10 protein-coding genes are annotated in these 13,803 nt (G+C 59.5%); 4 read left to right on the top strand and 6 right to left on the bottom strand.

From position 1 onward, the window contains the following. Positions 1–3 precede the first annotated feature (3 nt). Entirely contained in the window at positions 4–570 is a 567-nt protein-coding gene (locus ADJ70_RS07985; protein ID WP_157051456.1) for a hypothetical protein, read from the top strand. Here the strand turns inward: ADJ70_RS07985 and ADJ70_RS07980 are convergent. Then, on the bottom strand, positions 530–2,146 hold the full coding sequence (locus tag ADJ70_RS07980; protein WP_050340583.1) for a transposase: 1,617 nt from the start codon (positions 2,144–2,146) through the stop codon (positions 530–532). The two genes, ADJ70_RS07985 and ADJ70_RS07980, sit on opposite strands and share 41 nt — an antisense overlap. A 153-nt stretch (positions 2,147–2,299) precedes the next feature. Here ADJ70_RS07980 and ADJ70_RS07975 point away from each other — a divergent pair, with 153 nt between their 5' ends. The 3 genes from ADJ70_RS07975 to ADJ70_RS07965 all read left to right on the top strand — a co-directional run bounded on the left by ADJ70_RS07975 (position 2,300) and on the right by ADJ70_RS07965 (position 9,462). Further along, complete coding sequence (locus tag ADJ70_RS07975; RefSeq protein ID WP_050340645.1) at positions 2,300–7,156, top strand: AAA family ATPase; 4,857 nt, start codon at positions 2,300–2,302, stop codon at positions 7,154–7,156. 151 nt (positions 7,157–7,307) lie between these two features. Beyond that, positions 7,308–8,306 carry a hypothetical protein gene (locus ADJ70_RS07970; protein WP_157051455.1) on the top strand — a complete coding sequence of 333 codons (999 nt, stop codon included), beginning with the start codon at positions 7,308–7,310 and terminating at the stop codon, positions 8,304–8,306. 859 nt (positions 8,307–9,165) lie between these two features. Beyond that, positions 9,166–9,462, top strand: a complete 297-nt coding sequence (locus ADJ70_RS07965; RefSeq protein ID WP_050340643.1) for a hypothetical protein — start codon at positions 9,166–9,168, stop codon at positions 9,460–9,462. 87 nt (positions 9,463–9,549) lie between these two features. On the opposite strand, the gene ADJ70_RS07960 is transcribed toward ADJ70_RS07965, so the two are convergent. The 5 genes from ADJ70_RS07960 to ADJ70_RS07940 form a co-directional block, all read right to left on the bottom strand. Further along, the gene (locus ADJ70_RS07960) at positions 9,550–9,981 is read right to left on the bottom strand and encodes an ATP-binding protein (protein WP_253273142.1); all 432 of its coding nucleotides are present in this window, start codon (positions 9,979–9,981) and stop codon (positions 9,550–9,552) included. Between the two features lie 158 nt (positions 9,982–10,139). Continuing rightward, positions 10,140–10,313, bottom strand: a complete 174-nt coding sequence (locus ADJ70_RS15320; RefSeq protein WP_253273141.1) for a hypothetical protein — start codon at positions 10,311–10,313, stop codon at positions 10,140–10,142. Positions 10,314–11,142: 829 nt separating this feature from the next. Next, the gene (locus ADJ70_RS07950) at positions 11,143–12,090 is read right to left on the bottom strand and encodes a tyrosine-type recombinase/integrase (RefSeq protein WP_157051454.1); all 948 of its coding nucleotides are present in this window, start codon (positions 12,088–12,090) and stop codon (positions 11,143–11,145) included. Positions 12,091–13,000: 910 nt separating this feature from the next. Continuing rightward, entirely contained in the window at positions 13,001–13,327 is a 327-nt protein-coding gene (locus ADJ70_RS07945) for a hypothetical protein (RefSeq protein ID WP_050340639.1), read from the bottom strand. A 57-nt stretch (positions 13,328–13,384) separates the two neighbouring features. After that, entirely contained in the window at positions 13,385–13,801 is a 417-nt protein-coding gene (locus ADJ70_RS07940) for an ATP-binding protein (RefSeq protein ID WP_050340638.1), read from the bottom strand. Between the last annotated feature and the right edge of the window lie 2 nt (positions 13,802–13,803).

The following is a 13,803-nucleotide window of genomic DNA, read 5'->3' as shown; positions in this document are numbered from 1 at the left end:
TGCGTGGCAGTGGTCTATGGAACGGTGTGGCTGTTGTTGCAAAATAATTACGATATACTTAAAATAGGTTTATTTGATTGTTCTTGGGGGATATTGATGGCTGATTACGACAAAACGTTCGCACGCTTCGAGGCTCTTGCCACGTCCATTAAAGACGCCCTTGAGACAGCGATGCGAATGGTCGGTTCCGGAATCGCTCCGATGAGCGAGGATATCGATAATCTGTATTCCGACATGCAAGAGCTGAGAATTGCTTATGACGAGGCACGCTCTTTTGCGATTTCTGATGCTAGTCCAGATGGCATTATGGAAGATGGCCTTCCAATTCAGGTGTACAGAGATGCTGCGGTCACGATTGAGAGGGAGAGGCTTTTCGAGCGAATTGCTCCGATAATTGAAATGCTACGCAAGTTCTGCTCGGTTACATCCGACACCGAAGCATTCGAGGAGGCCCTTAAGCCCTTCAAGAAGACAGCGTCGGAATCGCTTCAGGCGCTTAGATCATCCCTAGATGACGCTAATTGTAGAACTACAGCTCCAGGCCGAGGACGTCACGGTCGAATTCCCTGACGTCGATTGACGAGGGCACCTTCACCCCGAGCGCCTTGTAGTACTCGCGGACCTGCCTCGACGGCGTCTCGACCACGACCCTGCCGTCGGCGTTGGTGTAGCAGGACAGCGACCTGGCCTTGCCCCATACCTCGGTGAGGGAGACGTCGGCCCCGGCGAGCGCCTTGCGCATCCTGAGCACCACGATGGTGCCGATGATGTCGGCGAGGATCTTGCCGCGCACGGTGAGGTCGCTCCACTTGCGCAGCGGCAGCAGGCCCAGGTAGTCCTTGCTGGTCTTGAAGACGCCCTCGATCTCGGTGCGGCAGAAGTACTCGTCCAGGATCTCGCGGGGCGTCGCGACCTTGGTGGACATCAGCACGAAGTAGCCCTGCCGCACGGTCTCCCAGTCCTTCTCGGCGAGCGACATCCCGTCGAACCTCTCCTGGTTCTTGTCCAGCCACCTGGCGAAGCGCGGCGTGGCGTTGGTCTGGTCCACGTAGACGTAGCAGTGCAGCCTCACGCCCTGCACCTCGACGTCGCGCCTCCTGGCGAAGTAGAGGTGGCCGGAGCGCGTGATCGCGTACTTGCCCTTGCCGATCAGAGAGCGGACGCCCCGCCAGAGCTCGCGGTACGGGTACCCCCTCCTCGCCGGCATCCTGACCAGCACGTCCCTCTCGCCCTCGGAGAAGGCCTCGAGCAGCTCGCGCGACGCGTAGCCCGCGTCGAGGACCGCGGTTACGACCTCGATGCCGAGCGTGGCGAGGACGTCGCCCATCACGGTCTTTATGGTCGAGAGGTCAAGTACGTTGCCGGGCACGACCTCGTACCAGACGGGCAGCCCCGTCGTCTCGTCGAGCACGAGCGCGAGGCGCATCTGGACCGCCGCGCCCCTCAGCCCGTGGCTGCAGAGGGCGTTGAGCGGGTTGTCGACCGCGTCGTTCGGGAGCGGGGTGGAGTCCACGTAGCATGCGCGGCCGAAGCCGGGCTTCGTCCTCCTCATGAGCCTGGCGAACGCCCTGAAGAACGCGACCTTCGCCCCGTCGGCGCCCATCGCCGAGAAGAACGCCGTGTCCGATCTCAGCGACGCGGGCGGCACGCCCGGCAGCGCCAGAGCCGCGAAGGACCTGGCCACCATGTTGTCGCAGGTCTCGCGGCTCCCGTCCCGCACCACGCCGTGCGTGACGTGGGCGAGGGCGCGCTGGTAGGACCGGTCGTCGGGGAGCGCCTCCCTGAGGCACCCCGCGACCCCATCGGCGCCCAGGAACGACAGCAGCAGGTGCTCGGGGCCGAGCTCCAGGTGCCGCGGCGGCTCGGGGAACGCGCCCGTGTTCGCCAGCCGCTCGTCGCCCTTGGCCACCGGCGCGAATCCGTCGGCGTCCGCGTCGTACTCCACCAGGCCGCGCGTCGGTGACGCGAACACGCCCGAGCGCCTGTCGTCCGCGAGCCAGACGACCTTGCCCAGCCTCTCGCGCACCGCCTGCGCCGAGTGGTACTTGGCGCCGCGCACGTACGACGTGTCGACCACGGCGGCGGACCCGCTCCTGATTGCGCCGGACTCGTCCCTGACCAGCTTCTGCACCTTTATGAACGGCATCCCGGTCGCCTCCCGTGCCACACAGGAAGTAGTAAGTAGCACTACATATAATATAGCACAAGAGAGGCCCCTTGGGGCCTCGACCTGCGATTTTCTCGATTTTCTTTGGTTTGATCAGGCGGTAGTTCTACAATCAGAAAGAACTAGGGATCATTGAGCGCAGGGGAACTTGAAGACCTTGGTGATATTGATGATCAATACAAGCCGCAGAGAGTATTTGTCCAAGCACTGGAGTGCGATAACTTGTCGACTACTGTGGGGATCGATTTGCTTGACATGATTACGCAGAGCTATCCGACGAGAGTGCAGCAAGGAGTAGCGCTAAGAATATACCGGTTCGGTGAGTATTGTGACGCGGGGCTTGAGGGGAAAAAAGGAAACATACGAGACGGTGCAAGTGTAGTGCCTACTGAGACAAATGGGCATGCAGAGCAAGACGCGGTCTCCACTGTAAAGGAAGAGTTCCATGCGCCCTATCCCCATCTGAATCGACCGAAGCGGACTGGCTCGAGTTCTTTCAAGAAACTTCTTTTGAAATCGCCCAATCTTGTCGTTGCTCTTACATTTGCCGCGCTGGCGCGCTTTCGCTGTATGACCATAGAGGCATTGCAGAGGCTTGCAGTTGTAGTTTTCGGAAAAGACGAATCGCTGTCGCCCGATGCGGTCACACTTTCTGCGTCGTACCTAGCCCAAAAAGGAATCATTGAGAAGGCAGGCTTCGAATTTGAGAACTCGGATGCTTTTGTTCTGAGTGAAGATGGCTGTCAGCTTGCAAGGAAAGACTCTGTTATCAATATGATGAACAGCCACTCACGGTCGACTTGGTTTTTTCCCTATGTAGATGCGAAGAGAAACATACCTGGCTGTGATCCCTCGGCGTCTTCCATGGAGATGTTGGCGCAGAATGATGTACTTCTCTCATTTCTGGAGTCATCTATGGGTTCCGGACACAAGTTGATGCTGTACAGGCGGCTTCAAGGATGCTACTGGGATGGCAATCACTATGTCATACAGTGTGAGGTTGGGGGTTCTAGGGTAGAGGGAATTCTTGCGAGGAGGACAGCCTCTGTTCCCGAGGGTGCAACAAATGCCTTTGTTCTCGATGTTCCATCAGACGAAGAGCGCTTTGCTTGTGGAGTCACTCATCTGTTTGTAATTACGGACAGCGGAATTCAGGAGGTTGCAAAGAACGAGTCAGCAAGTTCTCAAGAGAGGTTGTTATCGAACGATAAAGGTACTCCGAACTTGTCTGTCGAAGAAAGTGGAAGTATCAATTCAGAAACTGATCAGACAATTTCTGCCAAAGAGGCTCATGGGAATGAACAGCTGTCTGCGGGTGTTGCGCAGATCGAGCAACGTGCCGACGACTCCGATGGCAGTCGGAGGGACAACAGTTCTGATCCTTCTACGGAGAGGATATCTCTAAGTGCAATGGCAGAAAGCATCCTTAGAGGAAACTTGGAAATTAGCGACGAAATCGTTACCAAATTCGCCACGAGGTTAATGGAAGAAATTCCATCAGATGATGGTGCTGATAGCCTTGTTAACCTTGAAACTGCTTTGACGCTTCTAAAAAGCGTACATGGACAGGTAAAATTCGGCCACTCCTCAGCGCTCTATGAGCAAGTCTCTCTGGCAGTCAACTCGCCTTTGGAATGCGAAGAATACACAGGAGCTAACATAAAATCTACTTTTCCAACGTATAGCAAGGAAAATGAAGGGTTTGTGCTAGCCGCGTATTGCTTGGCATTGCTTGCTCCAAAGCACAGCTATGACCATGAACTGTACAAGACCTGTGAGAGTTACCTCAACTCATTTGATACGGTTTTTCCCTCGTTTTCGAGGGCAAAGCCTCTGTTTAGTGAGCTAATAAATGTTTGTGACATTCTTCCAGAGGGTGGCTTTACGTCCAGCGTCCTTGCTGGGATTGGTGGTGACGTTGAGAGGCGCAGAGCTATGGATAGAATCAGGGCTAAGGCGAAAACGCTGCTTAGGCCTCCGAAATTTAACGCCAAGATGAGTCATCTGCCAGTGTTCTCTCAGATATGCTTTGGTAGTAATAGTGATCTGTCTCCCTGTTTGGATATAATCGTTCGTGGACGTGAGGATAAAGCTTTTCTTGTCGAAAAGGTTTTTGAAGCGTACTGCGTGGATGGAAAGCTTTCTGACAGATTAATCGAGAGCCTGATTGATAACGCATGGAGCAAGGCGATAAACGCCAAAGGGAACAAGGGTCCTCGAAGACTGGCCATGGAGTCTCGACGCAAAGCCTCCGACGAAATCTATGACCGACTTGGGCTGATGGAAGAATGGCTTGAGCATGTAAGAGGCAGTGTTAATGAGAGTGAAATCGAGGAGATCCGTGAAATAAGGGACAGCCTTCTCACCCTATCCGACGAAATCATATCCATGAACTTGTTTATCGGTCAGCAAGGTGGCGGTACTGCACTACACACAGCGGTCCGTGAAATAAAAACTAGACTTAGCGGTAGCTGCGGTCGAGTTCTAACCTTCAGCGATTTCCTACGAACGGGCCTGTTGCCAACCGGTGTTGATGGGTTGCCTGTCGTCGAGGGATCTCTTTGCAATGTGAGCCATTGCGAGCCGTGGAAAGCGGTTCTGAGGCACTACATAGCCGATAAACCATCCTTTACTGACGTGAAAAACCAAATTGGTGACGATGATTCCCCGATGTTCGACAATCTAAGTCAACTTTTTGCAATTAGTAAGATGGTTGATAAGGCTGAAGCTGTCGAGCCGAGCAAGGACATAAAGACAATTGCATTACAGTCTGCAGAGGCAGAGCTGGCGAAGTTCAACGACCAATTAGAGATTGCCTTCACGTACAACCGAATCAATGAGGTGCAGAAGGAGGACCTTGCCTCTTACGCGAGAGAATTCAAGAATCTCTTTTACTCGGTCAAGGAGTATGGCTGTTGGAGGGAGTTTCTCAGGGCTCTTTTTAAGCAGGTTGATGACCTCTCTGCAGATCACTCTTTTTTGCTCGAAGAAAGGCTCGCGTCGTGCAGGGGCTCAATATCTGGGGGCGATTCCACCTTGCTCGATGAGGCGGAAAAGCTACTGAGAGAAGACAAGAACCTCACCGTTGTCGAGGAGTATCTCAACCGGTTTGAATCGGGTGAGCGTCAACTTACAGAAAAGCTCAGATCTGGGATGAGTGAGCAGGATGACTTTGCCCGTTTCATTTCGGGCGAGTTCTATCAGACAATATTTGACGTTTGCCGAAAGTACAAGGGCCGCCCCCTCGCTAGTTACGGCATCGACTTTACCAGAAAGCGGTATCCAAAGAGTTGGACCGAGCGGCAGAAGAAGAACAGTGAGTCACTGGTGCAGAATTGGCCCGTGAGTCAGAAACGGCAGGTGAAGGATTGGTCCCAGAACATCGGTGAGCTATTCAAGGGATTGGGATTTAGCATCAAAGGCGTTGCTAAGCCTGATTCTATCGGTCGCGAGATATATAGGCTCGAAGTCCGGCCCGTTTCGCGTGATCGTGAGTCATACGATCACCCGATTTCGGCGTTTGGTACTCAGATGAACAAGAAGATCGAAGTTCTAGTACTTTATGGTAACCAGACGCCGCAGGATATCATTAGGGCTGTCGTTGATTCGGGTCTCAGCAATTGCTCCTTTGTTCTCGTAAATTATTCGATCAGTCTCTCGGATAGGCGTACCCTTGCGGAGCTGTATCACAAGCGGCAGGCATCAATGCCTTCCTTTCTCGTAATCGATCAGGTCTTGATTCTTTTTCTCGCTTTGAATGAAAGTGCGACAAGACTTTCGGTGATGCTCAAGTGTACCCTGCCCTTCACTAGTTATCAACCATTTGTTCGGGATGGCGGCGCCACAGCGGACGAGATGTTCTGTGGTAGGGAGGAGGAGCTCAGGGCAATAACGAATCCTAGTGGTGCGGGAGTGGTCTACGGCGGTAGACAGCTCGGTAAGACGGCGCTCCTCCAGAGAGCGCGAAGCCTCTGTAACAAGCCCGATAAGGGTGAGTATGCGGTGTACGTGAGTATTCTTCAGTGCGACACTGAACAAGATCTTATCAGCACCCTTGCCTCTGCCGCATCCAGAGCGGGGCTTGACTTCAACGGCGTTCATTCAATCGTAGATTTGTGCGACCGAATAAGAGAGATCTTGGCGGATAGAGCCGTATCTAAAGTCCTCCTTCTAATTGACGAGGCAGACAATTATCTTGCTTCTATCAGCTCCGAAGGCTATCTACCCTTGCAACCGCTTGTCGAGCTACGACGCGAGTCGGAAAACAAGTTCAAATTTGTCTTAGCTGGCCTCCATAACGTCTCCCGAGCGAAGAACGCCACTACCAAGAATGGTATTTTTGGTCAGCTCGGATCACCTTTGTGTATCAGGCCTCTTTCTCCCGCAGAGGCGCTGAGGTTAATCTCCCGTCCACTTATGTTCCTTGGGTTCCAGGTGGACAGGTATCCACACTTGGAGACCATCCTTACGAGCACGAACTATTACCCCGGCATTCTCCAGTTCTTCGGGAACATTCTTGTGGAGACAATGTCCAGTCAGTACTCCGAATACTATCGTGCCCAAGATGGAAATCCTCCTTATTCACTTACGAAAGAACAGCTCGGGGCAATCATGAGCAGGACCGACCTTAATAACAGTATTAAGGAAAAATTCAGGCTATCCCTCGAACTTGACCCCCGATATTTTATGATCGCGCGCTGCATCGCGCTTCTATATTATGAGGCGGAAGAGAGCGGTGGGGAAGGCACATTGGCCGGATACTCGCCCACTGAGGTCAAACACACCGCAGATGAGTGGGATATCAAGACACTTGCAGATGAGAGCGCTTCCTCCTTCGGAAACCTGATGGACGAGATGGTAGACATGTACATACTTGCCAAGCCTGATCAAGACACACAGAGGTACAGACTCCGTAGACATGCTTTTCTCAGTATCATTGGCAAGGATGCAGATATGATCCTCGATGACATCGCTAACAATGATGCCTAGGAGGGATAGTCCCACAGAAGAGGATTGGCCAGAATTCTGGTGGCAGCGTGTTGTCGGACCATACGAAGTTGTCAAGAAGACCGTATCGTCGCTTCAAGGCAAGCGGTCCGTCGTCTTGAAGGTACCGCAGGACCTTCCTTGGCGACACAAGATGAGAGACATGCTGCGCGAGGAGCTGCAGTCGACGTCTGGGACCGAGAGTCTTGCTATCACCTTTTTGGATGCTGAGGAAGATCTGCCAGGTGAATATGAACCAGGAAAGTATCTGGTAGATAAGTTCGGTTTGCGCGATGACTCGCTACACTATCGCTCTAGCAGAGGGTCGGGACAGGGGTATCTCCTCAGAAGAGGTGTTCTCCGCAACAAAATTGTTTGGATAAAGGGCTTGGGAGTGGATGACGCCCAGGTGTGGGAACGATTCTGTGCTGGATGGAACATCTCTACACTTGATGAGGGATTGTTCGTGATTGAGGACCGAACCAGTGAGACCAGTGTTCCACAAAACCTCACAATCATAGACTATGCAGAGTGTGTGGATGAGTACAGTGTCCAGTTGTTCAATGGTCTTACTCTTAATTCTCAGGAATTCGACTCCTATAAGATGGTATGGAAGCGTTATGTTGCTGCGTTGATGACAAGCCTTTGCGGGTCTGATGTGGAGGTCGCACATGAGCTTGTCTGGAGCCATGATCTAAGGAAAGAAGATGCCTACGTTGCGATAACGACGATGGTTGATTCAGGCATATTTGATTCACGCGGACATGGAAGCTTCGGACATGTTTTGAACGTAGCAAGACGAGGCGACAAGGCAACAATCGACGAGAGGATCTGGGCCGCCCAACTGGAGGTTCTTTTTCCGATGATTGAGAGGGAAAGGCTGCTGATTGTCGAGAAGCTCAGTGATTCCATCTCGCCTCTAATAGACGGAGGTCGAATTGAGCAACATGGGGATAAGCTGACCTCCTTGGAGGATGTCGAACTAGGAACACTCGTCTACCTCATGAACTGTGACCAAGATGGGGTACGGGTACTTGATGTGAAGGAGAAGGGCCTGCGGGATAGGATATTTCTCCTCCGGAAGTGTCGCAACCACTTGGCTCACCATAGGTGCTGTGGCATGGACCAAGTTTCCCAACTGCTTAATTCGTAGACGACTGCGTATGACACTCTCTAGACGATATGACCCGAGCTGAGGGAGCGGAACTTATTTCTGGGCCGGGGTCCCAAGAGGACCTCCCGTGAAGTGAGTGAGCCGGAATGGTTTCGTCGCAGCAGGACGGCACCGGGGTGCCACGATCAACGGGAGGTGTTAGCGTCGGGTGATTATAGCCCCATAGCCATTTATCGTGCATATTTCGGAACCGACAGCCACTCGTGAGCCACGACGACATGCGCGCCGGCGCCCAAGGACGGTGAGCCGGGGACTTGCATGCCTGGGGGAAGCGACCACGGCGAGATGGCCGAGCGGGCGGCCGACTTCCCGCAGCCGCTCCACGGCGCGTGCGAGGGCGGCCGCGCGGGATTCGTGCCGGCACGGACGCCGGCGCGTGGCGACGCGTCGGCGGGACCCGTGGCCTCCTCGAAGCCTCCCGGCTCGACCGACTCGCGCCCAAGTAATGAATATTATGCGCCAATCGGTGCATGATTGATTCCACGCATCACCGGTGCGCTACTCCACGGGGATGCGAGTAGACCTCGCTCTTCGTCGCGACCGCTCGGGCTCGTTGCGCTGCGCCTCGGCGCTACGTCCTGTGACGGTAGGGCATAACGAGGCCTCGTTATGAACGCTGGCGACGTTCATGGCCCCAGCAGCTCGCTGTGGCTTCCCGTGCGTGTGGCAATAAGGATGAGCCCCTCCTCGTCTGCGTACAGCAGGCCCTAGCGACCGGCATTCCATCTCCCACTGACCGCAGTTCCAGGCTCCGCCGACCGCCGCTGCACGCATCACCGACCATGATTGACCCAGTGGGGCGCACTGGGTCGCCCCGTCTCCCGAGAGAGGGGAAGACATGATCAGGCACGGGGAGATCCTCAGGCTCACGGCCCTGGGGATAAGCCAGCGGAGCATAGCCGGCTCCGTGGGATGCTCGAAGACGACGGTGCAGGAGGTGCAGCGTAAGGCGGCGACGCGGCGCCTCGAGTGGCCGCTGTCCGACGAGATGGGGGACGAGGCCATCCGTGCCAGGCCCTGCCCGCCTCAGGACCGCTCCGACGCCAGCAAGGCGGAGATCGACCACGAGTGGGCCCGGAGGGAGATGGGCCGCAGGGGCGTGACGATGACCCTTGTTAGCGCCGGAAGAGTTTAGCCACATCCAGTCAGGCGACAATCGCCAATCCCAGTCAGCCGATTCTGGCCAATGCGCCGGCAGCCGGTTGCCTAACTTATGTAGTGGCTACACTCCCTTGGGCTGCATCCTCCTGACCTTCGTCGCCTGCGGCACCGCCTCGACCGAGTAGGTGTCGAGCCCGCGGCCGCGGTAGCTCGGGCCGCGCATCATGAAGACCGATGCCTTGTCGAATGCCCTGTCGAGCGCACAGAGCAGGGCCTCGTCCCCCGCGAGGAACTCGTCCCAGGAGCTCGGCGCCATGTTGCTCGTGAGGATCATGGTGTTGGGCCCCTCCTTCTCGTAGCGACGGTCGACCGCGTCGAAGAAGAGGTCGGTGCACGCCCTGTCGAACACGCACCTCCCGACCTCGTCCACGATCAGGCAGGACGGCCTCGCCAGCGTCGCCACCGCGCGCTGGGCGCTCCCGCGCTCCGCCGCCCTCTGGAACCTGTCCCCGGGCTCGCTGGCCTTCATGTAGTACGTCCTCGGTCCTCTCACACAGCACTCGCGACCGTACGCCTGGGCCAGGTGGGTCTTCCCGTTATGGAAAGTTTTCCATAACGGGAATTATGCTGAGAAACGGATTATGTCGGGGAACGGGCTGCCGCCGCAGGTCATTCGCTCGCGGCAGCCGCGTCCCTTTGCATAACCCCATATCAGCAGAGGGCCTTGGGCCAGGCCATGAGGTCTTTGTCGGCTGTCCGGTCGGGGTATTCCCCGACCCTGGGTGCCGTTGCGGCCCTCCCCGGCAGTTCGCGCTTCCTCGCCGTGCCCGCGGTCGCGTAGATCTCGGTGGTCGTGACGCTCCTGTGGCCGAGAAGATCCCTCATGTGGACGAGGCTCGCGCCCCGACCCCGGCAGGCCGGTCGCCCTCTGATGCCGGAACGAGTGGGGCGACACACCCTCGGGGATGTCGGCACCGGACTTCCTCGCCCCGTCCGCATGCCTGGCTAGGATGTCGGCGACACCGGCCCTGGCCGGATGGTCGCCTCTTGGGTTCGGGAAGAGCGGTTTGTCGAGGTCCCTGGGACCGAGGCCGGGATAGGCCTCCGATACGCATCCCCTTGGCAAGCCGGCAGTCGCATGCATCAGCGGCACGGTCCCGGCCTTGCGGCCCCTGCCGCGCGGCGTCACGACGGCGGGGTCGCCTGACCTCAGGTCTCGAGGGGTGATCCCGCAGAGCTCGGACACGCGCGCGGCGCCGTCGCACGGCACGGCGGGCGGCGCCGTGTCGCGGCGTCCCCCGGGGGTCGACATCCCAGGGTCCCTGAGGATGGCGGCAAGCCCGTCCCTGCCGGGCGCGGCCATCGCGCCAGGCTTCCCCTTCCGCTGCCTCATGGCGAGGACCTGCTGGTACTGCGGGAGCCGGGCGGGGTCCTCTCCCTTCACGTATCCTACGAACGCCTCTGTCGCGCAAAGGCGCCGGTCGGCCGTGCTGTCGGAATTTCCGCGCGCCGCAGGCCACCCGGGGACCCCCTGACCGCGTGTCCGCCCGGATCGGGCGTCGACATCGACTCCGGCTCCTTGCCATGATCGCCGAAGTAGTCGACGGGCGGCCCGGACGCGTCGCGGTACGAGGCTATCGTGTTGGGACCGGGGTCGCGCCGGCCGGGTGGCGTCCCAGACAGTCGGTGGCGTGGCATGCGAGGTCGGCGTCGGTCATGACGGCACCACCCATCCGCACTCGCGCCCGGCCCGCGCGACCATGCCCGGACAGGTCCCCGCGGCGGGGCGGAGGTAGTATTCTGCGCGGCGGATGTCGGCGTGGCCCACGTGGGCGGCGAGCGGCGGCATCATGGCATCGGCGTCGGCCCCTTCCCTGACCCAGTTCCTCAGCCTATGGCAAGCGAACGCGAGGCGGAGGTCACGGACGCGCGGCCCCCTGCCCCGGCCACCATGCGATATGCCCGCCGCCCACAGCGCCTTCCTGAAGAAACGGCACGCGAAGCCCGTGGCCGTCGGCCTGCCCTCGGGCAGGGACCAGAACAGCCCATGACCCCCGTATTGGGGATGCCGCAAAGCGGCCGTGTCGTGGAATATGCGAAGCATATGGGTCATGGAGGGACGCGGTGGGACGAGCCGGCCCTTGCCGTTCTTGGCGTGGCGGATCGCCGGGATGCCCGCCTCCGGGGCGACGTCGCCCTTGGCCAGCGAGCATGCCTCCCCGCATCGGAGGCCGGAGGAACAGGGCAGTCCGGGCGGCCTCGCGGCCTGCGCGCGCCGGCTGGCCGGATCGCCGCCCGCGATAGCCCCGGCTGCGGGGGACGGCGATGCGAGCTCGGCGTCTGTGAAGATGTGCGGCCCGTGGGCGCCGCGGTCGGCACGGCCCCGCCTCCCGGGTGCGACGTAGGCGTCGTAGCCTGCGCGCATCATGCGGTCGGCGGGCCCGCGCGCCCGTCCGGCCCGGCACGGCCCGGTCGTCTCCGACTCCCCGGGGCGCCTCGCGGCCCGGGCCTCGACGAGCGCCCTCGGCAACTCGTCCTCGGGGCAGCCGAGCTCGCCGCGCGAGGCGGCGATCCTCGCCATGACCCTGTCGTCCCTCTCGCACCTGGGGCCCACCGCCCTCCTCTCCGCGACATAGGCGGACGTGATCTTGGCGAAGGCCATGCGACCGGCGCCGGGCCGGGCGCGCATGCGGACGGGGAGTCGACGCCCGTGCGGGGGCAGGTGCTGGTGGTGCGCCTGTCGACGTGCCCGAGCGTGCGGGATATGTCCCCTGTCGGGACCTCCTGCCCCGGGAGCCGCCTGGCCAACGCATGGCGCAGGGGGCGGGGCGTCTTGTGGTCGCGCGGGGCCCTGATGCCGGCGCCGCGCGCACGCCCTATGGGTATGTCGGTGAGGTTGGCGGTTGCGCCGAACGCGTCGAAGGGCGCCACCTGGCGAACGAGCGGCCGCGGGCACGTGGCAGCCTTCGGGCGCCCTTCCCGCAGGTAGTCGATCACCGCCCAGCCGATGTCGCCGGGCGGCGGTAGCCCCGGCGCCACGCCAGTCTTGTGCCGTGTGATCGATATCGTCCTCGCCGACCAGCCGACGTCGGAGACGGGCGTCGACTTTATGTCTGAGGCCCGAGGCCCCAGCCTCGCGACCATGAGCGGCATGGCGTAGTCGCGCTTCCCCGTGGGATTGCCGCGATCGATGCCGTTCATCAGCCTCGACACCTCGTCCGCCGTCCAGGTGGAGGGAAGCTCGGGGGCATAGCAGGGCTTGGGATTCGGCACGCTCGGCGAGAGGTCGCGTCCCGCCATGCCCCCGGGCGCGGGTGGCGCGGGAGGCACCGGGGCGCGGCGGGGATCGCCCTCACCGACTTGGCGTGGTTAGACGACTTCGTGAGGATGTAGTCGTGCGCCGAGCTCTCGGTAATGCACGAGGCGTCGGTCCCGCCGTTGCCTGCCAGAAAGATCAAGAAGTGCTTGATGCGGCCGTTGCGCGAGCAGGCGGTCGACCCGGGGTGCCCAGCCCGCCGGCTGGCATCGTCGGACGGGCCCGGCAGCGACCGCGATTCCGCAGGCAGCTCGGCTCAGGCGAGATCGCCGGGCATGCGCTTGCAGACGCGGCCGCATTCTCCCATCTCGAGCAGAACGCGCATCGCCCGTAGCCAGGCCCTGGGGTGGCCCCCGCCGGGGTTTGCCTGGCAGGGCTGGGTGAGTTCGACGCCGAACTTCGCATCGGGGAACCGAATCGCGAGCTCTTCGCCGGACTCTTTGCGTCCCTGCGAGACGGCGTACCTCGAGAGCGCCGCGAACATCCTCCCGAGCCCGGTCATGGTGTTCTCGGAATAGCCGAGCCTCCCCATCTCGACCAGGGTATCGGAGATCAGGGCCTCCAAGTTGGTGTGATCTGCCATAAGTCCTCCTATCATTGTCGAAAAAGCAGGTGACGCGACGCCAGGGGGACTCTTCGACTATGCAAGGGGACGCGGCCGCCGCGAGCAAATGACCTGCGGCGGCAGCCCGTTCCCCGACATAATCCGTTTCTCAGCATAATTGCCCGTTCCAGTGCAGCCCTCGATCACCACGTTGGCGGCCCGCGACATGAACTGGCAGGCCATCGCCTCGCGTATGAGCACGCCGTCGATGCCGCGGCCGTCGTAGATCATCTCGCCGGGCTCGGCGTCCGGGAAGCGCAGCCTGGCCCTCTGAGTGAGCCGCCTCGCGCTCGAGGCGCGCTTGGCCTCCCAGGCGTGGTCCACCACCATCCTCACGCGCTCGTCGAAGGGCACCGACATGATGGTGCGATCCCCTTCCTGCAGGTCGAGGGCGTCGACCATCTCGGACATGCTCGTCTCGCGGAGCTTGCGCCTGGTCTCGTCGTCTATCATGG

The sequence above is a fragment of the Olsenella sp. oral taxon 807 genome (assembly GCF_001189515.2).
Lineage (GTDB): Bacteria > Actinomycetota > Coriobacteriia > Coriobacteriales > Atopobiaceae > Olsenella_F.
Note: the sequence above shows the minus strand (reverse complement) of the source record. Positions and strands in the feature narration are given on the sequence as shown.